At 74.8% G+C, this 23,596-nt stretch carries 19 protein-coding genes; 11 read left to right on the top strand and 8 right to left on the bottom strand.

Going from position 1 to position 23,596, the window contains the following annotated elements:
* Together ACTWO6_RS32250 and ACTWO6_RS32245 are read right to left on the bottom strand one after the other, a co-directional pair.
* Nucleotides 1–1,326: a polysaccharide biosynthesis protein gene (locus ACTWO6_RS32250; protein WP_446217426.1), complete on the bottom strand. Its 1,326-nt coding sequence runs from the start codon at nt 1,324–1,326 to the stop codon at nt 1–3.
* Nucleotides 1,323–3,617, bottom strand: a complete 2,295-nt coding sequence (locus ACTWO6_RS32245; protein WP_446217425.1) for a hypothetical protein — start codon at nt 3,615–3,617, stop codon at nt 1,323–1,325. The genes ACTWO6_RS32250 and ACTWO6_RS32245 overlap by 4 nt, the downstream gene beginning before the upstream one ends.
* Before the next feature lie 169 nt (nt 3,618–3,786).
* Between ACTWO6_RS32245 and ACTWO6_RS32240 the strand changes: the two genes are divergently transcribed.
* Both ACTWO6_RS32240 and ACTWO6_RS32235 read left to right on the top strand, forming a co-directional pair.
* On the top strand, nt 3,787–5,505 hold the full coding sequence (locus ACTWO6_RS32240) for a hypothetical protein (protein ID WP_446217424.1): 1,719 nt from the start codon (nt 3,787–3,789) through the stop codon (nt 5,503–5,505).
* Nucleotides 5,502–5,663 (top strand): hypothetical protein, encoded by a 162-nt coding sequence (locus tag ACTWO6_RS32235; RefSeq protein WP_165439859.1) that lies wholly within the window; start codon nt 5,502–5,504, stop codon nt 5,661–5,663. Before ACTWO6_RS32240 ends, ACTWO6_RS32235 begins: the two co-directional genes overlap by 4 nt.
* Nucleotides 5,664–5,716: 53 nt before the next feature.
* On the opposite strand, the gene ACTWO6_RS32230 is transcribed toward ACTWO6_RS32235, so the two are convergent.
* A complete protein-coding gene (locus tag ACTWO6_RS32230; protein WP_446217423.1) occupies nt 5,717–6,877 on the bottom strand; it encodes a glycosyltransferase family 4 protein in 1,161 nt (386 codons plus the stop codon).
* 261 nt (nt 6,878–7,138) lie between these two features.
* Between ACTWO6_RS32230 and ACTWO6_RS32225 the strand changes: the two genes are divergently transcribed.
* From ACTWO6_RS32225 to ACTWO6_RS32210, 4 genes are all read left to right on the top strand, one after another.
* Nucleotides 7,139–8,800, top strand: coding sequence for a substrate-binding and VWA domain-containing protein (locus ACTWO6_RS32225; protein WP_446217422.1), 1,662 nt, complete (start codon nt 7,139–7,141; stop codon nt 8,798–8,800).
* The gene (locus tag ACTWO6_RS32220; protein ID WP_446217421.1) at nt 8,797–13,173 is read left to right on the top strand and encodes an alpha-(1->3)-arabinofuranosyltransferase domain-containing protein; all 4,377 of its coding nucleotides are present in this window, start codon (nt 8,797–8,799) and stop codon (nt 13,171–13,173) included. Before ACTWO6_RS32225 ends, ACTWO6_RS32220 begins: the two co-directional genes overlap by 4 nt.
* Complete coding sequence (locus ACTWO6_RS32215; RefSeq protein ID WP_446217420.1) at nt 13,170–13,988, top strand: class I SAM-dependent methyltransferase; 819 nt, start codon at nt 13,170–13,172, stop codon at nt 13,986–13,988. The genes ACTWO6_RS32220 and ACTWO6_RS32215 overlap by 4 nt, the downstream gene beginning before the upstream one ends.
* A gap of 98 nt (nt 13,989–14,086) precedes the next feature.
* Nucleotides 14,087–15,262: a DUF3068 domain-containing protein gene (locus ACTWO6_RS32210; protein WP_446217419.1), complete on the top strand. Its 1,176-nt coding sequence runs from the start codon at nt 14,087–14,089 to the stop codon at nt 15,260–15,262.
* Between the two features lie 268 nt (nt 15,263–15,530).
* Here ACTWO6_RS32210 and ACTWO6_RS32205 read toward each other — a convergent pair whose 3' ends face one another.
* Nucleotides 15,531–17,201, bottom strand: coding sequence for a DUF885 domain-containing protein (locus tag ACTWO6_RS32205; RefSeq protein WP_446217418.1), 1,671 nt, complete (start codon nt 17,199–17,201; stop codon nt 15,531–15,533).
* 145 nt (nt 17,202–17,346) lie between these two features.
* Here ACTWO6_RS32205 and ACTWO6_RS32200 point away from each other — a divergent pair, with 145 nt between their 5' ends.
* Nucleotides 17,347–18,327, top strand: coding sequence for a DMT family transporter (locus ACTWO6_RS32200; protein WP_446217417.1), 981 nt, complete (start codon nt 17,347–17,349; stop codon nt 18,325–18,327).
* A gap of 114 nt (nt 18,328–18,441) precedes the next feature.
* Here ACTWO6_RS32200 and ACTWO6_RS32195 read toward each other — a convergent pair whose 3' ends face one another.
* Together ACTWO6_RS32195 and ACTWO6_RS32190 are read right to left on the bottom strand one after the other, a co-directional pair.
* Entirely contained in the window at nt 18,442–19,512 is a 1,071-nt protein-coding gene (locus ACTWO6_RS32195; RefSeq protein WP_446217416.1) for a PHP domain-containing protein, read from the bottom strand.
* 75 nt (nt 19,513–19,587) lie between these two features.
* Nucleotides 19,588–20,343, bottom strand: coding sequence for a M23 family metallopeptidase (locus ACTWO6_RS32190; protein WP_446217415.1), 756 nt, complete (start codon nt 20,341–20,343; stop codon nt 19,588–19,590).
* Between the two features lie 126 nt (nt 20,344–20,469).
* Here ACTWO6_RS32190 and ACTWO6_RS32185 point away from each other — a divergent pair, with 126 nt between their 5' ends.
* The 4 genes from ACTWO6_RS32185 (at nt 20,470) to ACTWO6_RS32170 (ending at nt 22,419) form a co-directional block, all read left to right on the top strand.
* Nucleotides 20,470–20,862: a hypothetical protein gene (locus ACTWO6_RS32185; RefSeq protein WP_446217414.1), complete on the top strand. Its 393-nt coding sequence runs from the start codon at nt 20,470–20,472 to the stop codon at nt 20,860–20,862.
* A gap of 73 nt (nt 20,863–20,935) precedes the next feature.
* Nucleotides 20,936–21,103: a hypothetical protein gene (locus ACTWO6_RS32180; protein ID WP_446217413.1), complete on the top strand. Its 168-nt coding sequence runs from the start codon at nt 20,936–20,938 to the stop codon at nt 21,101–21,103.
* Between the two features lie 121 nt (nt 21,104–21,224).
* Complete coding sequence (locus tag ACTWO6_RS32175) at nt 21,225–21,755, top strand: tRNA adenosine deaminase-associated protein (protein WP_446217412.1); 531 nt, start codon at nt 21,225–21,227, stop codon at nt 21,753–21,755.
* Between the two features lie 178 nt (nt 21,756–21,933).
* A complete protein-coding gene (locus ACTWO6_RS32170) occupies nt 21,934–22,419 on the top strand; it encodes a nucleoside deaminase (protein WP_446220843.1) in 486 nt (161 codons plus the stop codon).
* A gap of 13 nt (nt 22,420–22,432) precedes the next feature.
* Here ACTWO6_RS32170 and ACTWO6_RS32165 read toward each other — a convergent pair whose 3' ends face one another.
* Both ACTWO6_RS32165 and ACTWO6_RS32160 read right to left on the bottom strand, forming a co-directional pair.
* Complete coding sequence (locus ACTWO6_RS32165; protein ID WP_446217411.1) at nt 22,433–22,897, bottom strand: acyl-CoA thioesterase; 465 nt, start codon at nt 22,895–22,897, stop codon at nt 22,433–22,435.
* Nucleotides 22,897–23,532 (bottom strand): TetR/AcrR family transcriptional regulator, encoded by a 636-nt coding sequence (locus ACTWO6_RS32160; protein WP_446217410.1) that lies wholly within the window; start codon nt 23,530–23,532, stop codon nt 22,897–22,899. The genes ACTWO6_RS32165 and ACTWO6_RS32160 overlap by 1 nt, the downstream gene beginning before the upstream one ends.
* Nucleotides 23,533–23,596: the final 64 nt, after the last annotated feature.

Raw genomic sequence — 23,596 nt, 5'->3', positions numbered from 1 at the left:
TCAGCGCCGCGGGCGGAGGACCAGCCAGGCCATCACGGCGGCGGTCAGCGCGGCGGTGGCGAGCGCACAGCCGAGGACCCCCTCGACCGTGCGCGGGGCGACCAGCAGGGCCGCCGCGGCCAGCCCCACGGTGGCCGCCCAGAGCGGTGCCGCGGGGAACCGGGCGCCGCTGGCCACCCGGTCGTTCACCAGCATGAAGACGACCGCGTACAGGGCGCCGGTGGCGGCGAAGAGCGGGGCCTCGTCGGCCAGGTGCAGGTAGTCGGCGCCGCCGGCCAGCCGGAACGCCAGCTCCCCGCCGAACGCGGCGGCGGCCACCAGCACCGACCCGCAGGCGAGGATGACCGCCAGGCCCAGCGCCCGGGCCCGCCGGTCGCCCCGGGCCAGCCGGGGCAGCACGAGCAGCGTCACCACCTGCGGTGCCCAGAGCGCGCCCTTGGTCAGCACCGCGCCGACCGCGTACGCCCCGGAGCCGGCCGCCGGCAGCAGTTGGCGGGCGAGGATCAGGTCGGCGTACGAGATGGTGAGCATCGCCAGCGTGGCCCCGCACGCGGTCATCACGTCCCCGGGTCGCAGCTCGCGCTCCCGGGGGCTGGCGACGGGCGTCGACCGGCCGCCGGCGGCGAGGCGGGCGAGCAGCGGCAGCGCGAGGAGACCGGTGACCGCGCCGAGCGCCAGCGCGGTGACCGCGCCCCCGTCCAGCGCCAGCCCGGCGACCAGGCCGCCGTACCGGCCGACGGCGAGCACCGTCATCGCCGCGGAGAGCCGGAGGAAACGCTGGTCACCCTGGAGTTCGCCGAGCCACCGGCCGGCCAGCACGGTGGCGAAGGTGGTCGCCGCGAGCAGCAGGGTCAGCGCCACCGGCAGCCGCAGCAGGACGGTCAGCAGCGGCGCCGCCGCGGCCGTGACCGCCGCGGTGACGGCTGCGGTGAGCAGCGCCAACCGGCCGGTGCGGGTGGACCCGCTCCGCGCCCGGTGCACCGCGACCGCGATCTGCAGGCCGAAGCCCGGCACGGCCGCGATCGCGCCCAGCGCGAGCACGGTCGCCAGCGCCCCCAGGTCGGCCGGGTCGAGCCGGCGGGCGCCGAGCACCGGCACCAGGTAGGCCAGCGCGTTGGTCAGCATGGTGGCGACCGTGACGGCGGCGCCGGCCGCACCCAACCGGGTGGTGCCGGCCTTCCCGCCGCTGGCCCGCGCGGTCCCGGCCCGCCCGGCCGCCCCGTCGGGCACCGTCCGGCCGTCGTCCGGCGCCGGCCTGTCGCCCAGCGCCGGTCTGTCGTGCGCCGCCGTTGCGTCGTCCACGGCGATGCGGTCGTCCGCCGTCACGGGCGAGCGATGAGATTACCGACGGTGACCTCGTTCGTGCAGAGCGTCACGCCGGGCCCGTGCAGGGTGAGGTCGACCGCGTCCCCGCCGCCGGTGATCTCGAAGAAGACCTGGTGCAGCCCGCGCTGGACGCGGAACTCCCGAACGCCGTCGCCGAGGCGCAGGGTGGCGGTCGCGTCGGCCGAGGCGAGGTAGCCGACCCGGACCACCCAGAACCAGTCGACCTGGCTCCCGTTGAGCGGCATCCGTACGACCTGCCCGTCGGTCAGCTTGTAGCCGCAGCCCTCCTCCGGCCCGGGCCGGACCGACGGCCCGTCCACACCCAGGGCCGCGATCCGGCCGGAGTCGTCGAAGACCGACGGGTTCTCCGCCTCGGTGACGAAGACCGGCCGGTCGGGGAGGGCCTGGAAGAACCGGGACTGCTGGTTGTACGGCGCGGACAGGTTGAGCACCACGTCGCCCGGGACCTTCCGGTCGAAGAAGACGGTGCCGGGCGGGGCGCCGGCGAGCTCGGCGCGGGCCGTCTCCAGATAGGTGCGACTGGTGCTGGTCGCCCACTCGTCGCCGTACCGGGCGGTGGTCCAGGCGGTGCCGAGCCCGGCCGCGACCAGCACGGCGGCGAGCGCCGCCGCCGCCGTCTCACGGTTGCGGGCCAGCACGTCCGGCATCCGGTCCAGGTCCGATGCGTCGGCCCGGGGACCGACGTTCGCGGCGGCCGGCGTGGTGGCCGTCGCGCCGTCGGTGGTTGGCGCGGCGACCGGGATGGTCCCGGTGGCCGGTGCGGCCGACGCCGCGCTCGTGCCGGCCACCGCGGCGGCCCGCTGGGTGTCTCCGGGTCGGACCGCCGGGGTGGGCGGCGGCGGACCGGCAGCGGCCGGCGTCGCGGTGGGGATGGGACCGCGGGGCGCCTCGCCATGATCCATCTCGGCGTGGATGACGCCCCGGCGCGGTGCGGCCGGCACCGCCGCCCGGGCCTCCTCGACCACGGCCTCCTCGACCACGGCCTCCTCGGGCGTGACCTCCTGCCGGGCCCCGGCGACCGGCTCCGGTGCCGGGTCGTCCGGCGGGGCCGGCTCGTCGTCCGCCTCCGGCCCTGGGGCCGGCGGTACCGCCCCGGTCGCCGGGGCCGCGGCCGGCGCGGCCAGCCCGAGCAGGGCGACGCCGACGCAGAGCGCGGCCACCACGGCCACGTCGCTGACGTAGCGGGGCACCGCGCCGGCCACGTCGCTGAAGACCGAGCCGAGCCGGGTCGCGGCCAGCAGCGCCGCCACCACCAGCAGGTACGTCCCCAGCAGCACCCAGGCCCGCGCGGCGATCCGGCGCAGCCGCAGGGTGACCACGATCAGGGCGACCAGGGCCGTCCACGCCAGCCAGCGCCCCAGCTCCGGCGGCGCGGCCACCGGCGCGCCGTCGCCCGCGCCGAGCCAGCGCCACGGCCCGCCGAAGAGCCCCGGCACCAGGGTCGACCCGAGCAGCTGTTCGAGGAACGAGAACACCTCGAAGATGGAGTTCGGCTGGCGCAGCGAGGACACGGACCGGGACAGGTAGGCGGCGAGGAAGCCGAGCGAGATGGCGGCGAGCACGGCCCACGACGCCCACCAGCGGCGCAGCGTGGTCACCACCGCGCGTACCGGGCCGCCGTCGGCGAACAGGCACGCGGTGAAGAGGAAGACCAGCGGTACGACCAGCAGCGTCTTCTCGAAGAAGAGCAGGCCGAGCAGGACGGACAGCGCCAGGGAGACCAGGTGCCGCAGGCGCCTGGTGCGGACGTACTTCAACTGGGCGCCCAGGGCGAGCACCATGGCCAACTGCATCGCCAGCATGTTGGCCCCGACCGCCCACCAGGAGGTCGCCTCCAGGGTCAGCGGGCTGAACAGGAACATGCCGAGCGGGACCAGCAGCAGCCAGCCCGGCCGCAGCAGCGCCCGCAGCAGCCGGTGGAAGGTCACCGCGATCAGGGCCTGCCCGACGATCATCAGCAGCAGGTAGGGCCAGTACGCGTACCCGAGCGCGTGGGTGACCAACCAGGTGAGCAGCCGCGCCGCGGGCATGAAGTGGTTGTTGTAGAGGGTGAACAGGAAGCCCGGCGTGAGGTCCGACCCGGCGGACTGGGCGACGAGCACCCAGTCGTCGGCGGCGAGGAAGCCGCGGGAGGCGAGCTGCGCCCGCCAGGCGAGGCTGACCAGGATCATCGCGACGCCGACCGCGCGGACCGGGTCGGCGCGGACCCAGCTGCCGATCCATCCGCTCTCGTCGCGTGGCGTCGTCGCCTCGGGTCCGGTCAATGCCATGGCGGGAAGACTGCCACACCGGTCACTGCCCGTCCCATCAGGTCAACGGATGGTTCACGGTCGCCGGGTCGCCGGGTCGCCGGGTCGCCGGGTCGCCGGGACCGCCGCGTACAGTGGCCGCCACCAGCGCGGCCCGGGTCGCGCCCGGCAGGTACGTGAGGTCAAGGGGATGCGCGAACGGCTGGTGCCGCACGGCGTGGCCGCCGCCGTGACGGCGGTGGTGCTCGCGCCGCTGGCGCTACCCGGGTACGTGCTCCGCTACGACATGGTCTTCGTGCCCCGCCAAGCGTTGAGCTGGGACGTGATCGCCCCGGCCTCGGCGCTGCCCCGGGCCGTGCCGCAGGACGCCGTGGTCGCGCTCGCCACCCAGCTGGTGCCGGGCTGGCTGCTGCAACGGCTGGTGCTGGTGGCGATCCTCTGGCTGGCCGCGCTCGGCGCCGCCCGGCTGGTACCGACCGACCGGACCGCCGTGCGGGTGGTGGCCGCTCTCGGGTACGCCTGGACGCCGTACCTCGCCGAGCGGCTGCTGATCGGGCAGTGGGGGCTGCTGTTGGCGTACGCGATGCTGCCCTGGCTGGTAGCGGCGGCGCTCGGGGTGCGGGCGGGCCGGCCCGGGGCGCTGCCCCGGCTGCTGCTCGCGGCCGCCATCGCCGCGATCACCCCGACCGGCGGGGTGGTCGCCCTGGCGGCGGTGGCGGTGCTGCTGCCCGGCCGGTACCCCGGCGCCGGCCGTCGGGCGGGCACCGCGCTGGCGGCGACGGTGCTGCTCAACGCGCCCTGGCTGGTGGCCGGGGCGGGCAGCGCCACCGGTGGCCGTTCCGACCCGGCCGGCGTGGCTGCCTTCGCCGCCCGCGCCGAGAACTGGGCCGGGCCGCTGGTCGCGCTCGCCGGCACCGGCGGGATCTGGAACGGGCTGACCGTTCCGGTGTCCCGGCAGGCCGGGTTGGTGCCGCTGGCCACCGCGCTGCTGCTGCTCCTCGCCGGGTACGGCGTGCCGCTGCTGCGCCGGCGGTGGCCGGCCGGCGTGGCCGGCCGGCTCGGCCTGCTGGCGGTCGGGTCGTGGCTGGTCGCGGCGCTCGGCGTGCTCCCCGGCGGGGCCGCCCTGCTCGGCTGGCTGGTCGACACCGTTCCCGGCGCCGGGCTGATCCGCGACGGGCAGAAGCTGCTGGTGCCGTACGCGCTGGCCCTGGCGGTGGCCGGGGCGCTCGGCGCGGAACGGCTGGCCGACCGGCTCGCCACCCGGTTCGACGCGACCACCGGGCGGGTGCTGCTGGTCGGCGCCGCGCTGCTGCCGGTGGCCGTCCTGCCCGACCTGGCCTTCGGGGGGATCGGCCGGTTGCGGCCCGTCGACTACCCCGCCGACTGGGCGGCGGTGGCCCGACAGGTGGCCGATCGCCCGGGCGAGGTGGTCTCCCTGCCCTTCCAGGAGTACCAGCGGTACGCCTGGAACCGCGGGCAGGTGGTGATCGACCCGGCGCCCCGGTACCTGTCGACGCCGGTGCTGATCGACGACACCCTGCGCGTCGGCGACCTCGCCGTCGGCGGGGAGGACCCCAGGGCGGCCCGGGTCCGGGAGCTCCTCACCGCCGGCCGGCCGCTGGCCGGGACGGGGGTGCGCTGGGTGCTGGTGCAGCGGGCGTCGGGGCCGCCGGTGCCGGCGTCGTCAGTGGACGGACTGCGTCTGGCGCACGCCGGACCGGAGCTGACCCTCTACGAGAACCCGAACTGGACGGCTCCGGCGACGGCGAACGGGCCCGGCCGCGTCGGGCTGGCCCACCTGCTGGCCGGAACGGTGGTGTTGGCCATCGGTTTTTCGGGCACTGCGCGGGGGCTGCGACGCGTGGTAGCGTCCCGGCACGCGAGTCCCGCGGAAGGAGAAGGTGGATGAGGAACCTGCCCGCGTTCGTCGCCGTCGGGGTACTCGGGGTCGTGCTCGGCCTGCTCGGCAGCGTCGGTCTGGCGAATGCGCTCAGCCCGTCCGCCAACGAGGTCGCCAAGACCGTGAGTGAGCAGAGCTCCGACAACACCCTGTACGGCACGCGCTGAACCAGCGCCGACCGGGGCGTCCGCCGAGGCGGGCGCCCCGGTCGCGTGTCCGCCTACCGGGCGGCGGTGAGCCCGGCGACCAGCTGCGCGAAGCGGGCACCGGTCGCCGCCCAGGTGAACCGGCCCGCGTGCGCCAGCGCCGCCTCGCCCATCGCCTTGCGCCGCACGTCGTCGGCGAGCAACTCCCGGACCCGCTCGGTGAACTCCCGCTCGTCGTCCACCAGCAGCCCGGTCTCGGTGTCGACCATCGCCTCGGCGACGCCGCCGGCGTAGCGGAACGCGATCGTCGGGGTGCTCCGGGCGGCGGCTTCGACGATGGTCAGCCCCCAGCCCTCCTTGAGCGACGGGGTGAGGGCCAGCCAGCAGGAGGAGAGCAGCTCGTGCTTCTCCTCCTCGCTGATGAAGCCGGTGAACCGTACCCGGTCGGCGATGCCGAGCGAGTCGCTGAGCTCCCGCAGCGGCTGCTCCCACCAGCCCTGCCCGGCCACCACCAGCTCAAGGTCCGGCAGCTCCCCGGTCAGCTCGGCCACCGTACGCAGGGCGATCTCCACCCGCTTGTGCGGGACCAGCCGACCCAGCACCAGCAGCGACGGGTGGGTCGTCCGGGGCAGTGGGGCGCCGGTCACCGACGGGGTGCCGTTGGGCACCACGTCGATCCGCTCGCGGTCCACGCCCAGCTCGGCCAGCTCGGCCCGGCTCGCCTCGGAGACCGTGACGTAGCGACACCGCCGGTAGAGCCGGACCGCCAGCCGGGACTCGATCCACCAGCCGAGCCGGCACATGACCGGGCCGAAGACCACCGGCCACTGCTCCCGGTGCACATGGTGCACCAGGGCGAGCACCGGGCGGCCGGCGTAGAGCGGGGCGAAGAAGGGCACCCCGTTGCACACGTCGACGATCAGGTCCGGCCGGCCGAGGCGACGCCGGCCCAGCGGGCCCAGGCCGAGCCGACCGGCGAGGTAGGTGAGCGCGGCGCGGGCGTAGACGGTGTGCCGGGAGCCGCGGCGCAGTACCCGCATGCCGTCCGGGTTGGTCTCCTCCGCCGCGCCCCGCTCGTGGGCGGCGCAGAGCAGGGTCACCCGGTGACCGGCGGCGATCAGTTCGGCGGCGATCCGCTCGATGTAGACCTCGGAGCCACCGCCTTCCGGGTTGCTCGTGTCGCGCCAGTTGAGGAACAGCACGTGGCGAGCGGTGGTGCTGCCGGACTTGTCCACGCTGCTCCTACCGATCAGTAAGCGGCACGATCGCGCCACCCTAGGGCGGTCGGGCCCGCGTACGCAATGGGTCTTGTCGGCAGCGACGATCGGATAACAGCTCGTCGACCGGGGGTTTGCCGGGGACCCGAAAGCTTGGCAGGGTGTGTCAGCGCGGATCCGTGCGCCGCCGGTGGCGACACCGGTCGGGCCGTTCCGCGATACCCGTGACCTGCGGCCGGCGCCTGCCGGCCGGGCGAAGAGGCGAGGAGGTGGCCGGCCGTGGTGCGCGACGTCCCGGCGCGGATCCTCGCCCGCCGTTCCCCGGTGGTGCTGCTCAGCGCGGCCCTCGCGCTGCTGCTGGTCGGCTGGGGCGGGTTCGTCTGGCTGCGCGACGAGCGCAGCACGCCGGAGTGCCTCCAGCGGGTACGCCTGCGGGTGGCCGCCGCCCCGGTGGTCGCTCCGGCGGTGGACCGGATCGCCCGGGCCACCGTCGGCCGGCAGCCGTGCGTGGCGCTGGTGGTGCAGGCGCGGGAGTCCGACGAGGTCGCCGCCGAGCTGGCCACCGGCGCCGACGTGGCGGACGCCTGGCTGCCGGAGTCCACGTTCTGGCTGCGCCGGGCCCGCTCCACCGGGGCGTTCGAGGTGCCCGGGCAGGGCAGCTCGGTGGCGAGCACTCCGGTGGTGCTGGCGGTGACCGAGCCGGTGGCCCGCAGGTCGGGCTGGCCGGCCCGACCGCTGACCTGGCGGACGCTGGTCGGCCCGAAGGCGGACGCGACGAAGGTGGGGCTGCCCGACCCGGCCGTCGATCCGGCCGGGGTCGGAGCGCTGCTCGGCGTCCGGGCCCTGGCCGCCGGGGAACGCGACCCGGGCGGGGCGGTGGCGGCGACGCTGCGCAAGCTGGCCGGCCGGACCTTCAGCCCCGCCGGAACCATGGCCTCGCTGCCCCCGGACGCCGGGCTGCCCGGCCGCTCCGACGCGGTCGCCACCACCGAGCAGGCGGTGCTCGAACACAACGCGCTGACCGGCGCGGACAAGGTGGTCGCCGCGTACCCGGAGGTCGGCGTCCCCGATCTCGACCTGCCGTACGTGGTGCTGCCCGGCACCCGCGACGCGGTCCGCGACGCGGCGGCCGGCTTCCTCACCGACCTGCTCACCACCGCCTCGCGGGACGTGCTGACCGGGTACGGCTTCCGCACCGCCGCCGGTTACCCGCCGGCGGTGCCGCGCGACCGTCGGCTCAGCCCGGACCCGCGCAACCCGGTGCCGCTGCCCGCCGAGGAGACCGTCACCGAGATGCTGACCGGGTGGAGCGGCGTGCAGCGCAGCGCCCGGATCCTCACCGTGCTGGACATCTCCGGTTCGATGGCCGTCCGGGTGCCCGGCGGTGGCACCCGGCTCGACGCCACCCTCGCCGCCGCCCGGGAGGGGGCCGGACTGCTGCTGGACAACAGCGAGCTGGGCGTCTGGGTCTTCTCCACCAAGGTCGACGGGGATCGGGACTACCGGGAGATCCTGCCGGTCCGGCCGCTGCGTGCCCAGCGGGCCGCGCTGGCCCGGCGGCTGGGCGAGGTGAAGGTCAAGCCGGACGGCGGCACCGGCCTGTACGACACGACGCTGGCCGCGTACCGGGACGCCCGGCGACACTGGACCCCGGGCCGGATCAACCTGGTGCTGGTGATGACCGACGGCCGGGACGAGGACGCCGAGAGCATCGGACGGACGAAGTTCCTCGCCGAGCTCAAGGCCCTCCAGGACCCGCGCCGACCGCTGCCGATCATCTTCGTCGGGCTCGGTCGGGACGTCGACCCCGAGGAGCTGAACGCGATCGCCAAGGTGACCGGCGGGCAGGTGTTCCGCACCGACCAGCCGAAGGGTATGCGGCAGATCTTCTTCTCCGCGCTGGCCGAGCTGAGCTGCCTGCCGCCGGAGTGCCGGCGGTGACCACGACGCTGGCGCGTGGAGTGGCGCGCCGGGCGCTCCGGCCGGTCCGCGAGGCCCCGGCCACCGCACTGTGCCTGCTGCTGCTCACCGCCGTCGCGTTCGCCCAGCGGCCCGGGCAGGTCACCTTCGACACCAAGCTCGACCTGGCGGCGAACCCGGTGCACTTCCTGGCCCGGGCGCTGCACCTGTGGAACCCGGAGGCCACCTCCGGCGAGCTGCAGAACCAGGCGTACGGCTACCTCTTCCCGATGGGGCCGTTCTTCGCGGTCGGGCAGCTGCTCGGCGTACCGCCGTGGATCACCCAGCGGCTCTGGTGCGCGCTGCTCTTCTGCGCCGCCTTCTACGGCCTGCTGCTGTTGGCCCGGACGATGCGGATCGGCACCGAACCGACCCGGTACGCGGCCGCGCTCGGCTACGCGCTCGCGCCCCGGATGCTCACCGAGATCGGCGCGCTCTCCTCGGAGGTCCTCTCCGCCGCGCTGCTGCCCTGGGTGCTGCTGCCGCTGGTCCGGGTGCACCGGATCGGTTCGCCGCGCCGGGCCGCCGCGCTCTCCGCGCTGGCCGTGCTCGGCATGGGCGGAATCAACGCGGCCGTGGTGCTGCTCGCCCTGGTGCTGCCCGGGGTGTGGCTGCTCTCCAGGCGGTGGGACGCCGCCCACCTGCGGTTGGTCGGCTGGTGGTGCCTCTGCGTCGTCGGGGTCTGCCTCTGGTGGATCGTGCCGCTGCTGCTGCTCGGCCAGTACAGCCTGCCGTTCCTGGACTACATCGAGTCGTCCACCACGACCACCGCGGTCGCCTCGCTCTTCCAGGCGGTACGCGGCACCAACCAGTGGGTGGCGTACATCGTCCAGGGCGACCCGTGGTGGCCGGCGGGCTGGCTGCTGATCGACCACCCGGTGCTGATGGCGCTCACCGCGGTGGTGGCGCTGGTCGGGCTGGCCGGGCTGGCCGGCAATTTGCTGCCCGAGCGCCGCTTCCTGGTGCTCGGGTTCCTGGCCGGGCTGACCCTGCTCACGATGGGCTACGTCGGCAGCCTGGACAGCCCGCTCTCCGAGCAGGTCCGGGACCTGCTGGACGGCCCGCTGGCGCCGCTCCGCAACGTGCACAAGCTGGAGCCGGTGCTGCGGCTGCCGCTGATGCTCGGCTTCGCGCACGGCGTGGACGCCTGGGCCACCCGGCTGCACACCGCCGCCCGCCGGCGCCGTCCCGGGCTGCGGGTGCGCCCGCTGGTGTTCGTACCGGTGTTCCTGCTGGTGGTCGGCGCGGCCGCGCCGGCCTGGACGGGGCTGTTGCGGCCCGGGCCCGGCTGGTCGGACCTGCCGCCGCACTGGCGGGCCGCCGCCACCTGGCTGGCCGACCGGGACGCCCTGGCCCGCACCCTGGTGGTGCCCGGCTCGGGCTTCGGCCAGTACGACTGGGGACGGACCGTCGACGAACCGTTGCAGTCGTTGGCCCGAGCGCCCTGGGCGGTGCGGCACCAGATCCCGCTCGGCTCGGCCGGGAACACCCGGATGATGGACACCGTCGAGACCGTGCTGTCCGGCGGGCGGGGCTCGGCCGGGCTGGCCGACTTCCTGGCCCGCTCAGGCTTCCGCCATCTGCTGCTGCGCAACGACATCGACCGGACGCAGGTGGACGCCCCGCCGGTGGCGGTGCTGCGCCGGGCGCTGGCCGGGTCGCCCGGGATCGCGCGGGTGGCCACCTTCGGCACGACCGGCGCGGTCGGCCGTACGCCCGGCAGCCCGGTGGACGACGACGCCGGCCCGTTGCCGGCGATCGAGGTGTACGAGGTCCAGCGATCCGTGCCGGCCGCTTCCGCGGTGCTCACCGCCGACGTGCCCACGGTCAGCGGCGGCCCGGAGTCGCTGCTGCCCCTGCTCGAGCAGGGCGTGGTCCGACAGGACCAGCCGGTGGTGCTCGCCGGCGACCGGTCCGACACCGGGTCCGAGGCGGCCGACGGGCGGTGGATCGTCACCGACGGGCTGCGCCGGCGGGAACGGGACATCGGGCGGGTACGGGACAACCTCAGCCAGACCCTGACCGCGACCGAGGCGGGACGGCAGGGGCGGGTCGCCCTCGACCTGCTGCCGTTCTCCGGCCGGAAACACCAGACGGTCGCCACGTACCAGGGGATCCGCGAGGTGACCGCCTCCACGGCGGCCAGCTTCGTGGACAACCTGGCCGCCGCCGACCCGTCGCACCTGCCGTTCGCCGCCGTGGACGGCGACGCCGGCACCTCCTGGCACTCCGCGCCGCTGACCGGGCCGGTGGGGCAGTGGCTCCAGCTGGACCTGGACACCCCGCGTCAGGTGGAGCAGGTCTCCCTGTCCTTCGTCGACGACCTCGGGGTCGGGTGGCCGGTCACCCGATTCCGGATCAGCACCGACCGGGGCTCGGTCGACCACGACGTCGCCGCCGGGCTGGGCGCCCAGACGTACTACACCCTGCCGGGGGTCACCAGCACGATCCGGGTCACCGTGCTCGCGGTGGCCGGCGGCCGGCTCGACGGCGGGGTGGGCATCCGGGAGTTCTCGGTTCCGGGCACCACGCCCCGCCGGGCGCTGCGCGTCCCCACCGACCTGCCCGCCGGCGCCACCGGCCCGGTCTCCTGGTCGTTCAGTCGGGGATCGGCCGGCCGGCCGGCGTGCTTCCCGGCCGCCGCCCCCGGCTCCGGCTCCGACGCCGTCCCGCCCACCGACGCCGACCCGACCACCGGCCCGGGCTCCCGGTCCGGCACGGCCGGCGCGGGGATCCGGGCGGCGGGCACCGTCATCCGGTGCGACCGCTTCCTGGCCCGGGTCGGCGAGGAGCCCCTCGGCGTGGACCGGCTGTTCCGCAGTGCGGCGCCGGGCCCTTACCGGTTGACGGTCACCGCCGTGGCCCGCCCAGGGGGTGTGCTGGCCCTCGCCGGGGCGCGAGTCACCGCGGGCGGCTCGTCGTACCTGGCGGGGGACGCGTCGGTGGCGCCGTGGGCGGCCGTCGACGGCGATCCCGGCACCGCCTGGCTCGCCGACACCGGAGATCTGCGTCCGACGCTCACCTTGAGCTGGCAGGGGAAGCGCCGGATCGACCAGCTGCGGCTGCGCCCGGCCGACCTGCCGGTGGGCTCCCTGCCCGAGCGGGTCGAGGTGCGCGCGGGCGGCCGTGTCCAGCTGGTGCCGGTCGGTGCCGACGGTCTGGTCCGCCTGGCCGCGGTGCTCACCGACCGGCTCGAGATCAGCGTGCGGGAGGCGGCCGACCGGGTGGCGGACCGGCGCGGCAACGGCTGGACCGCGACCGTCGGCATCGCCGAGGTCGAGGTCCCGGGCCTGCATGACCTGCTCCGGCCGCTGCCCGCGGACACCCGGATCGCCGCGCCGTGCGGTGCCGGACCCGCCGTCGAACTCGACGGCTTCCGGTACGACACCGCGGTCACCGGCACCCTGCGCGACGCCGTCGCCGGTACGCCGATGGCGGTGACCCTGTGCGGGGAGACCGGCGCGGTGGTGGACCTGCCGGCCGGCGGGCATCACCTGGCCACCTCCCCGTCGCGCGGCTTCGTGGCGCAGGACGTCACGCTGCGTCCGGCCGGGGCTCCGGTCGCCCTGCCCCGGCACCGGGACGTCTCGGTGCTGGACTGGGCGCCGACCGACCGCCGGGTGCGGGTGGGGGCCGGGGAGAGCGCGCTGCTCGTCGTACCGGAGAACGCGAACGCCGGCTGGACGGCCACGATGGACGGACGGACGCTGCCGGCGACCCGGGTCGACGGGTGGCAGCAGGCCTGGGCGCTGCCGGCGGGTGCCGGCGGCGAGGTGCACCTGAGGTTCGCCCCGGACCGGGACTACCGTGGCGGCCTGGCCGCCGGCGCGCTGAGCGCGCTCGTCGTGCTGGTGCTGGCCGCCTGGCCGGTGCGCCGGAGGACCGCGGACGGGGCGCGGGTAGCGGCCGAGGGCGCGCCCTGGCTGATCGGCACGTTGCTGGTGGTGCTGCTCGCCGCGCTGGGCGGAGTGCTGCCGGTGGCGATCGTGCTCGCCGCGATGCTGCTGCGCCAGCTCGCCCGTCGCGCCCTGCCGGTGGTGGTCTTCGGCGGCCTGACCCTGGCCACGGTGACCGCGGTGGCCGGCCGGCTGCGGGGGCACGGCCAGGAGTGGGCGTACGGCACCTGGGTGCAGGCGGCGATGCTGGTGGCGATCGGCGCGGTGGTGGCGGCGGTGGTGCCGGTCCCCGGCGCCCCACCGACGCCGGACGCGGCCGGTCCGACCCCGGACGCCGGCCCGCCTCCGGAGGACGCCGAGGGGGCGGTCGGGGGTGCCGCGCCGGAGCGGGTGACAGCCCCGGGGATCGGCGACCCGCCGATCGCCGGTGAGGACGAGGACGGGACGGTAGCGCGATGACCGCTGAGCAGGGACGGGCGGCTCGCCGCCGGTTCGCCACCCTGGGCCGTTCGGTGACCCTGTTCCGGGCCTTCCTGGTCGAGCAGACCGAGCCCGACCACTTCTACGGTCTGCTGGCCGACGACTCGGTACGACAGGTCTCCGGCTACACCGGGCTGACCGGGCGGACAGTGCTCGACGTGGGCGGCGGCCCGGGCTATTTCGCGCAGGCCTTCCGCGCGGCCGGCGCGCACTATGTCGGTCTCGACCCGGACGTCGGTGACTTCTCCGCGGCCGGGTCCGCCGCCGGCATGCTGCGCGGCAGCGGGACCGCGCTGCCGGTGCGCACCGGCAGTGTCGACGTCTGCTTCTCGTCCAATGTGCTGGAGCACGTCTCCGAGCCGCACCGGATGCTGGAAGAGATGGCTCGGGTGACCCGGCCGGGTGGCGTCCTCTTCGTCTCGTTCACTCCGTGGCTGTCCCCGTGGGGTGGGCACGAGACCGCACCCTGGCACTACCTGGGCGGGGACCGGGCCCGGCGGCGCTACCAGCGGCGGATGGGGCGTCCGCCGAAGAACCGCTTCCGGGAGAGCCTTTTCCCGGTCTCCATCTCCGACGCGCTGCGCTGGACCCGGGGCAACGCCGAGGTCGAGGTCCTCGACGCCCTGCCCCGCTACCACCCCTGGTGGGGCCGCTGGATCGTGCGGGTCCCCGGAGCGCGCGAGATCGGCTCGTGGAACTTCCTGCTCGTGCTGCGGCGTACCGGTGGGCGGCCGGACCGCGTCGGGCAGCCGGCCGTCGGTACCGGGGAATCACCGGCTGCGGCCGGAAAGTAGGGCTGACCGGGGGTCGCGTTGCGATGTGACCAAGTAGTAACCTCGCGGCCATCTCGCTGATCGATATCGACGAAATTGAGCTCCTCCAGGGAGGAAAAATGAAGCACCGCGCCATAGGTGCCGTGCTGTTCGGGGTTGGCGTACTGCTCCTGGCGCTGGCCGCCGGGCTGGTGTTCGTCGTGACCCCTGCGCTGGCCAAGCTCCCCTACGACCTGGATTCTTCGACCTCCGTGGCGGAGGCCAGCAACGCGAAGTTCCTCCAGATCAACGACGGGACCATCAAGGTCAACGACGGTGATCTCAGGTCCACCGTCCTGGTCACCCAGCTCCCGAAGGAGACGGCGAACCTGAGCGGAGACCTCGACGGCAAGGCCGTGGTGTGGCAGGTCGGCCAGACCGTGGAGCGGGTCGACAACAAGCAGCTGGTCAGCGCGTACGGCGCCCAGCTGGCCCTGGACCGGGTCTCCGGCGCGGCGCTGGAGTGGAACGGCCAGTGGCTCGACGACACCGGCGAGCAGGACAAGGGGATCAGGTTCGCCGGCCAGATCTACAAGTTCCCGTTCCACACGGAGAAGAAGGACTACAAGATCTTCGACCGTGACCTGCGGAGTGTCCGGGACGCGAAGTTCGCCGGCACGGAGACGATCAAGGGCATCGAGACCTATCGGTTCGAGCAGGTGATCACGGACGAGACGCTGAACCTCGACTCGACCCGGCTCACTGCGCTGCTGGGCACGTTCGCGCCGGGCGCGACCGACGGCAAGCTCGTCTACAGCAACCAGCGGACGGTCTGGGTGGACCCGGTGACCGGGGCGTTCATCAAGGTGCGCGAGGTGCAGAAGAAGGTGCTGACCCCGAACGTGGGCGCGCCGACCACGCTGCTGGACGCGGACTTCGCGTACAACGAGGCGACCATCACCGCGTCGGCGGACCGGGCCAAGGACAGCCGGGACAAGCTCCAGCTGCTGAGCGTCTACGTCCCGGTCGGGCTGGCCGTGCTGGGCCTGGTGCTGCTGGTCGGTGGCGTGCTGGTGGGCCGTGGCGGCTCGGTCGCTGAGGCCGGCGAGGCGCGGCACCGGGTGGACGCCCCGACCCGCGTCGAGGAGCCGGTCCGGGACGCCGACCCGGCGACCGACGAGCAGTCCGTGGCCGACCGCGAGGGCGGCCCGCTGAGCGACGTGATCCCGCCGGCGTCGACGAACTGGCGCGCGGAGGACGAGCCGGCGGTGCCGGCGCAGCGCCCGGCCACCGAGGACGAGGCCGGCAAGCGCTGATGTGATCAGGGTGCGCGCGGAGGGCGGGTCGACGGTGTCGGCCCGCCCTCCGCGTCTCTGTGGTCACGCTGAGCGTTCGTTACATAATCGTAACCATCGATGTCTCCGATGCTCAATCCCGATCACCTTCACCGACCCGGTGATCGACCTGGCCTTCGTCGACTGCGACACGCTGACCGCCCGGCCCTCGCTGGCCCTCAGCCTCTCCTGACCCTCGTCCCGCCACCGGTGACCGGGGGCGGGCACGCGCCCGCCCCCGGTTCCGCGATCAGAGGCGGGCGAGCGCCCGACGCAGCGGGTCGAGGCCGAGCGAGCCCAGGTCGAGCGCCTGGCGGTGGAACTCCTTGAGGTCGAAGTCGGCGCCCTTGCGGGCCTTCGCCTCCTCGCGGGCCTGGAGCCAGATCCGCTCGCCCACCTTGTAGGAGGGGGCCTGCCCGGGCCAGCCCAGGTAGCGGTTCAGCTCGAAGCGCAGGTTCTCGTCCGGCACCCGGCAGTGCGCCCGCATGAACTCCCAGCCCAGCTCCGGCGTCCAGCGCTCGCCCGGGTGGAAGCCGAACGGGTTGTCCTTCGGGATCTCCAGCTCCAGGTGCATGCCGATGTCGACGATCACCCGGGCGGCCCGGAACGCCTGACCGTCCAGCATGCCGAGCTTGTCGCCCGGGTCCTCCAGGTAGCCCAGGTCGTCCATCAGCCGCTCCGAGTAGAGCGCCCAGCCCTCACCGTGCCCGGAGACCCAGCAGAGCAGCCGCTGCCAGCGGTTGAGCAGCTCGGCCCGGACGGCGGTCTGGGCGACCTGGAGGTGGTGACCCGGCACGCCCTCGTGGTAGACGGTGGTCACCTCCCGCCAGGTGGAGAAGTCGGTGATGCCCTGCGGCACCGCCCACCACATCCGCCCGGGGCGGGAGAAGTCCTCGCTCGGGCCGGTGTAGTAGATCGCGCCGTCGCTGGTCGGGGCGAGGCAGCACTCGATCCGGCGGACCTGCTCCGGGATGTCGAAGTGGGTGCCGTGCAGCTCGCTGATCGCCTTGTCGGCGAGCGCCTGCATCCAGTCCCGGAACGCCTCCTTGCCCTGGATGGTCCGGGCCGGGTCGGCGTCCAGCGCCGCCACCGCCTCGTCGACGGTCGCGCCGGGGCCGACGATCCGGGCGGCCACCGCCCGCATCTCGCCCTCCAGGCGGGCCAGCTCCGCGAAGCCCCAGGCGTACGTCTCGTCCAGGTCGACCTTCGCGCCGAGGAAATACTGCGAGGCCAGCGCGTACCGCTCGCGGCCGGCGGCCTGCTTCTCCCGCCCCTGCGGCGCCATCTCGGTGCGGAGGAACTCGCCGAACTGGGCGGTCGCCGCGGTGGCCGCCGCCGCGCCCTTGCGCAGCTCGGCGCCGACCGTGCCGTCCGCGCCCAGCCGCTCGACCAGGCCGTGGAAGAAGTTGTCGCCGTCCGGGTCGGTCCACACGTCGCACTGCTTGGCGACCTCGACCAGCTGCACCCGCGAGCTGACCTGCCCGGCGGCGGCCGCCTCGCGCAGGGTCGTCTTGTAACCCTCCAGCGCGCCGGCGAACCGGTTGAGCCGGGCGGCGATGTTCGCCTTCGCGTCGTCGCCCTCGGTCGGCATCAGGTCGAAGACCATGCGGATCTCGTGCAGCCCGCTGGCGATCACGTTGACCTCGCTGGTGGTCTCGCCGGCCTCGTGGCGGGCGAGCTCCAGACCGAGGCGCTCCTGCATGGCCTCCTTGGCGGTCCGCTCCGCCTCCGAGTCCGGTTCGGTCACGTCGAGGTCGGCCAGGGTGCGCCGGGTCAGCTCGGCGCGGGCCGCGTACCCGTCCGGCGACAGGTCGTCGAGCTGGTCGTCGTAGCCGGCGATGCCGACGTACGTGGCGCCGGTCGGGCTGAGCGGGGCCCAGTCGGTCACGTACCGGTTGGCGAGGTCATCGATTCGTCCCACGGTGCGACCCTACGTGACCCTGGTGCCCTCGTGTCGACCGTGTTTGCCGTGTTCAGGACAGCAGTTCGGGTCGGTTGCTGTGGCGGTGGACACGGCGTCCGAAAAGCGCGGGACTTCGTCGTACGGCTGCGGCAGAGTGTCAGGGGTGACCGCCGCTACCACTCCTGACCGCGCCGCCGTTCGCAGCTGGCTGCCCGGATTCCTGGCGCTCGCTGCGATCTGGGGTTCGAGCTTCCTGTTCATCAAGGTCGGCATCGAGGAGCTGCACCCGCTGCACCTCACGCTCTACCGGGTCGCCACCGGGGCGGTGACCCTGCTGGTGGTGCTCGTCGTGCTGCGCGACCGGCTGCCCCGCGAGCCCCGGGTCTGGGCGCACCTGTTCGTGGTCGCCGCCTTCGGCGTGGCCGTCCCGTTCACCCTGTTCGGCTTCGGCGAGCAGCGGGTCGAGTCGATGCTCGCCGGCATCTGGAACGCCACCACGCCGCTGATCGTGCTGCCGCTCGCGGTGCTGGTCTTCCGCACCGAGCGGCTGACCGTCCGGCGCGCGGTCGGGCTCGGGCTGGGCTTCCTCGGCGTGCTGGTGGTGCTCGGCGTCTGGGAGGGCGTGGGCGGGGCGCACTTCACCGGCCAGCTCATGTGTCTCGGGGCGGCCGCCTGCTACGGCGTCGCCATCCCGTACCAGAAGAAGTTCATCGCCGGCAGCTCGTACTCCGGCCTGTCCCTCTCCGCCGCGCAGCTGCTGGTCGCCGCGCTCCAGCTCGCCGTCGTCGCGCCGCTGGTGGCCGGGGCGCCGCCGGTGCCGACCGGGCTCTCCGTCGAGGTGGTGGCGAGCGTGCTGGCGCTCGGCGCGCTCGGCACCGGGCTGGCCTTCGTGATCAACCTGCGCAACATCCGGGTGGCCGGGGCGAGCACCGCCTCCACGGTGACCTACCTGATCCCGGTCTTCGCGGTGCTGGTCGGCGCGGTGGTGCTCGACGAGCGGCTGAACTGGCACCAGCCGGTCGGTGCGCTGATCGTGCTCCTCGGCGTGGCGGTCGCCCAGGGCCTGCTCGGCCGCCGGAGGCCCACGCCTGTCAGCGCCGGCACGCCGGCCGTGCCCGCCGCCGAGCCCGCCACCCATCGCTGACCCTCCCGCCGCGCGCGCCCGGCCCGCCCTCGGCCGGCGGGGATACCGCGAGGCCGGCGAGGTGGGTGGATCGGCGGGGTGCGGACCGCGCCACATCGGCGACGTGGTGGCGGGTCAGCGCCGGGTGTGGGTCCACTTCACCAGGCGGTCGGCCTTCCAGGTGTTGACCACGCGGTCCGCCGGGACCCCGCACAGGGCCGCGCGTTCGCAACCGAACCGCTGCCAGTCCAGCTGACCGGGGGCGTGCGCGTCGGTGTTGATCGCGAACCGGCAGCCGGCCTCCAGGGCGCGGCGGATCAGCCGCTTCGGCGGGTCCTGCCGCTCCGGCCGGGAGTTGATCTCGACCGCGACGCCGCGCTCGGCACAGGCGGCGAAGACCGCGTCCGGGTCGAAGTCGCTCTCGGAGCGGGTACGCGGTCGGTGCGCCCGATCGCCCGGGCCCTGCACCCCGGCCGGCCGGGACGCCACCATCCGGCCGGTGCAGTGGCCGAGGATGTCCAGGTGCGGGTTGGCGATCGCGGCCAGCATCCGGCGGGTCATCTTCGCCCGCTCGTCGTTCAACCCGCTGTGCACCGAGCCGACCACCACGTCGAGGCGGGCCAGCAGCTCCTCCTCCTGGTCCAGCGATCCGTCGGCGAGGATGTCCACCTCGATGCCGGTGAGGATGCGGAACCCCGTCGGCAGCGCGTCGTTGACCGCGGCCACGTGGTCGAGCTGCCGGCGCAGCCGGTCCGCGGTGAGGCCGCGGGCCACCTTGAGCCGGGGCGAGTGGTCGGTCAGCACCAGGTACTCGTGACCCAGCTCGACCGCCGCGAGCGCCATCTCCTCGATCGGTGACCCGCCGTCGGACCAGTCCGAGTGGGTGTGGCAGTCGCCGCGCAGCGCCTCCCGCAGCGCGGTGGCCGCGGCGTCCAGGTCGGTGCCCTCGGTGGCGACCAGCCGGCGCAGGTAGACCGGTTCCTCGCCGGCCAGCGACTCGGCCACGCAGCGGGCGGTGACGTCCCCGACCCCGGACAGCTCGGTCAGCGTGCCGGCGCGGGCCCGCTCGGCCACCTCCTTCGCCGGTAGCGCGCCCAGGGCCTTGGCCGCCGACCGGAATGCCCGGACCCGGTAGGTGGCCTCGTTGGCCCGTTCCAGCAGGAACGCGATCCGGCGCAGGTCGGCGATGGGATCCCGGGCACTCATGCCCTGCAACCTACGCGCCCGCGCCCGCGCATGCGGGCGCGGACCTCCGACGGCGGATGTCGCGAGTGGACGGGGTCAGCCGGCGCCGCCGGTGGTCGTCGGCGCCTTCGGGCAGCCGTGCTTCCGCTGCCACGCCACCACCTCGGCGGCCGGCGCGCGGTTGCCCCGCTTGCGCCACGAGTCCAGGTAGCGGGCCGGCCAGATCACGCCGCGCCGGATCCACCAGTCGTCGTGGCCGCGGCACGCGGGCGAGATGCCGAAGTGCAGGTGGCAGACGTTGTTGGCATTGCCGGTGCGGCCCACCCGACCGAGCTGCTGACCGGCGCGGACGCGTACTCCGGCGGCGACGTCGGCGGAGATCGCGCTCAGGTGCGAGCCGTAGTAGCGCACCCCGTCGTCGCCGAGCAACGAGACCGAGAGGCCCCCGTTGTACGGCCCCAGCGGACCCCGCTCGTCGAACCGGTCCACCCGGCTCACCTCGAGGATCCGCCCGTCGGTGACGGCGACGACCGGCTCGCCGCAGTCGGCGAAGATGTCCGTCCCCGGGTACACGGAGTGCGTCGGGTGGTAGGCGACGTTGTCGGCGCGTACCGGGAAGACGTGCCGCAGGTCGGTGCGGGTCGGCGAGGGCGACGGCTGCCCGGGCGCCGGCGTCGGGGTGGGCGCGGCGGGCTGCTCGGCCGTCGCGACGGCGCTCGGCCCGTCCCACACGTTCGTCGGCGTCGCGGCGGGACGGGTGCCGGTCGCGCAGCCGGCGGCGAGCGCCGGCGCGAGCAGCAGCAGGACCGGGTACGCCGAACGCGGGCGGCGTCCGATCGATCGCGAGCGCATCCGGTCATCCTGGCAGACCACTACCGTAGGCACGAACGCTGCGACCGCCGCCCTCGTCGTACGGTCGCGCTGCGTCACTCCGTACGCCGAGGACGGCACCTACGGTCCGTGAAGGGAGCAGGGGCGATGAACGGGTGGAACGCCGTACCCGGCGAGCCGCGTCCGGGCGCCGGCCGCCCGCTGCCGCACACCCCGTCGGGGCTCTTCCCCGCCGGGCCGCCGGCCCGGCCCACCTGGCGGGAGCCGTACCCGGTGACCGGCGGCGGGGTGGCGGCCGGCGGCGCCACGGCCGCGGCCTGGCTGCTCCTGTTCGGCCTGCTCGGCCACGACGTACCGGGTTACGCCTGGTGGACGGTGATCGCCGGCGGGCTGGCCTGGCTGGCCGCCGCGGTGCTGGTGCGGTTCGGCGACCGTGGGATCGCGACGGGCGTCGCGATCGTCACCGCCGGCGGGTGGAGCATCGCCGCCGCGGTCGTCGCGGTCCGCTGGGCGCAGAGCGGGGACTGGCCGCTCTGGTGACCCTCCGTGCACGCCCGGATGCGCAGCGAAGGCCATCTTGACGTACGCGCTGTGACGGTTCACCCTCGGCGGTATGGCCTGGACCACCCCGCGGCTCGATCCCGAGCGGAGCCGCCGTCGCCTGCAACTCCTTGCCGAGTTGGCCGGTGCCCGCGCGGTACGCCAGCGCGAACGGCCGCAGCGGGCCCGCAGCGAGCGGCTGCGCCAGCTCATCGCCACCCGCAAGCGGATCGCCAACTGATCCGATTTTATCCAGGATTGACCGGCCCTTCGGGGCGTTGACCGGTCGCCTGCCGACCCGACCGGTTAACGTGCACGCGAGACGAGTCGGCGTGCTGCCGAGGCCAATTTTGGGGGGGACCGTGTCGTACTTCGCCGCTGCCGCGGTACGCGTCGATGGCGGCTGGACCGCCGAAGAGGTGAGCCTGCGGGGCGCCACCGACATCGACGAGGTCGCCGACCGGCTGCGCGACGTCGAGCCGGACGCCGACCTGTCGCTGCTCTTCGTCGAGGCGGACGACGCGTACCTGGTGATCCTGCGTCTGGACGAGGGGGAGGACCTGCGGGTCTTCGGCTCCGACTCGGCGTACGCGGAGGAGTCCCGGCTGGGGGCCCTGCTGGTCGGCGACCTGAAGACCTCGGTCACCGGGGTCGAGGACGGCGACGAGCCGCGCCCGGCCGCCGCCGGCGGGGACGACGACAGCGAGCAGCCCGCGGTGGACCCGGAGGCCGACCCGGTCGGTGACGCGGACATCCTCGCCGACCTGGGCATCTCCGCCCAGAAGCTGCTGGCCCTCTGTGCCCATGAGGGGATGCTGCCGGCCGACGTGACCGCGGAGATCTGCCAGGTGCTCGGCTGCGCGGACGAGGTCGAGGAGTTGCGTGAGGTCTGAGCCGTCCGGCTTCGTGCCGCACGGCGGCGCGGAGCCGGCCGACGCCACCGACCCGGCGCTGGAGACGCTCCGGCCGGGTCAGCCGACGCCGGGCGCGGTGGGTCGGGTCGGTCCGGGCGCGGACGAGGGGCTGGCCGACCCGGGTGAGGTGGGTCGCCGGCAGCGGCACGAGTTCTGGATGCGCCGGGCGCTGGAGGTCGCGGTCACCGGCCCGGACCAGGCCGGCCCGACCGGTCCCGAGGCCGAGCTCGCCGGCAGCGCGGCGTCCGACGCCGAGCTCGTCGCGGACATTCCGGTCGGGGCGGTGGTCTACGGCCCGGACGGCGCCGAGCTGGCCGTCGGCCGCAACGAGCGCGAGCTGACCGGGGACCCGACCGCGCACGCCGAGGTGCTGGCGCTGCGGCGGGCCGCCGAGCGGCTGGGACGCTGGCGGCTGGAGGGCTGCACCCTGGTGGTGACGCTGGAACCCTGCACGATGTGCGCGGGCGCGATCGCCCTGGCCCGGATCTCCACGGTCGTCTTCGGCGCCTGGGAGCCCAAGACCGGGGCGGTCGGCTCGCTCTGGGACGTGCTGCGCGACCGCCGTGCCACCCACCGCCCCGAGGTGTACGGCGGGGTGCTGGAGACCGAGAACGCCGCCGTGCTCCGGGCCTTCTTCCGCTGATCCGGCCCGCCGGTCAGGCCGCCGCGGGGGCGGGACGCAGCAGGGTCTCGGCGACCGCCCGGCCGGCCTCGCTCCAGGGGGCGGGGCGCAGCGTCGCCGGGTCGAGCCGGACGATCGCCCGGGTGCCTTCGGCGTGGAGGGTGACGCCGTCCACCGAGCGGAACTCGAAGGCGTACTCGGCGCTGCTGGTGCCGAGGTGTGCCAGCCAGAAGTGCACGGCCACCGGACCGGTGGCGGCGATCGGGGCGCGGAACCGGATGGTGAACTCGCGTACCGCGTGGAACAGGTCCGGGGAGCTGTCCCGCCCGCGGTAGGCGTGGCCGCGGTCGGCCCAGTACGGGGTGAGCGCGCGTTCCAGCAGCACCGCGTACCGGGCGTTGTGCATGATGCCGAGGGCGTCGAGGTCGTCGAAGTGGACCGGGACGTGCTCGACGTGACCGAACCGCTCGACGGGCTGGTCGAGGGTGGCGTGGGTCATCACAGGCCTTCCGGTAGCAGGGTGGGGTCGGGGCACAGCGCCCGCAGGCGGTCGAGCACGCCCTGGCGGGCGTGCCGGTAGGCGGGCTCGGGGTCCAGCAGCCGGGACCGCATGGCTGCGGTCAGCCCGAGCGCCTCGATCTCGTACGCGAGCTGCCGGACGTCGGTGTCGGCGGGGAGTTCGCCGGCGGCGACCGCCTCGGCCACGAGCTGTTCGAGGAACGCGGTCCACCGGTCGAACAGCTCGGCCAGGCGGTCGCGGACCGGGCCGGGGCGGGCGTTGTACTCGAACTCTGTGGTGGCGAAGAAGCAGCCGCCCGGGAGCACCCGCGCGGCGTAGAAGTCGATCCGGGCCGTGTGCAGCGCCCAGAGCCGGCGTACGCCGCGGGGTGCGCGCAGCGCCGGGGCGGCGATCCGCTCCTGCCACTGCTCGAGCGCCCGGTCGATGGTGGCGAGCTGGAGGGCCTCCTTGGAGCGCCAGTGCGCGAAGAGGCCGGACTTGCTGACGCCGAGCTGGTCGGCCAGCTGCCCGAGGGAGAGGCCGTCGAGGCCGGCCTCGGTGGCCAGGGCCACGGCGGCGTCCAGCACGGCGGTGCGGGTACGGTCGCCGCGGGCCACGCGGCCGTCGAGGGTCATGCGGGCAGCGTACCAAGAAAAAGCACGATCGGTCGTATTAATTTTTGGAGTGCGGAGATGGCGC

The organism is Micromonospora sp. IBHARD004, from assembly GCF_052814115.1.
This window is presented reverse-complemented; position numbering and strand designations above follow the sequence as displayed.

Excerpts from the sequence above, each read along its gene's own strand:
- ACTWO6_RS32245 (WP_446217425.1), bottom strand. The coding sequence starts at position 3,617 with ATGGCATTGACCGGACCCGAGGCGACGACGCCACGCGACGAGAGCGGA.
- ACTWO6_RS32240 (WP_446217424.1), top strand. The coding sequence starts at position 3,787 with ATGCGCGAACGGCTGGTGCCGCACGGCGTGGCCGCCGCCGTGACGGCG.
- ACTWO6_RS32235 (WP_165439859.1), top strand. The coding sequence starts at position 5,502 with ATGAGGAACCTGCCCGCGTTCGTCGCCGTCGGGGTACTCGGGGTCGTG.
- ACTWO6_RS32215 (WP_446217420.1), top strand. The coding sequence starts at position 13,170 with ATGACCGCTGAGCAGGGACGGGCGGCTCGCCGCCGGTTCGCCACCCTG.
- ACTWO6_RS32210 (WP_446217419.1), top strand. The coding sequence starts at position 14,087 with ATGAAGCACCGCGCCATAGGTGCCGTGCTGTTCGGGGTTGGCGTACTG.
- ACTWO6_RS32195 (WP_446217416.1), bottom strand. The coding sequence starts at position 19,512 with ATGAGTGCCCGGGATCCCATCGCCGACCTGCGCCGGATCGCGTTCCTG.
- ACTWO6_RS32190 (WP_446217415.1), bottom strand. The coding sequence starts at position 20,343 with ATGCGCTCGCGATCGATCGGACGCCGCCCGCGTTCGGCGTACCCGGTC.
- ACTWO6_RS32185 (WP_446217414.1), top strand. The coding sequence starts at position 20,470 with ATGAACGGGTGGAACGCCGTACCCGGCGAGCCGCGTCCGGGCGCCGGC.
- ACTWO6_RS32180 (WP_446217413.1), top strand. The coding sequence starts at position 20,936 with ATGGCCTGGACCACCCCGCGGCTCGATCCCGAGCGGAGCCGCCGTCGC.
- ACTWO6_RS32170 (WP_446220843.1), top strand. The coding sequence starts at position 21,934 with ATGCGCCGGGCGCTGGAGGTCGCGGTCACCGGCCCGGACCAGGCCGGC.
- ACTWO6_RS32165 (WP_446217411.1), bottom strand. The coding sequence starts at position 22,897 with ATGACCCACGCCACCCTCGACCAGCCCGTCGAGCGGTTCGGTCACGTC.
- ACTWO6_RS32160 (WP_446217410.1), bottom strand. The coding sequence starts at position 23,532 with ATGACCCTCGACGGCCGCGTGGCCCGCGGCGACCGTACCCGCACCGCC.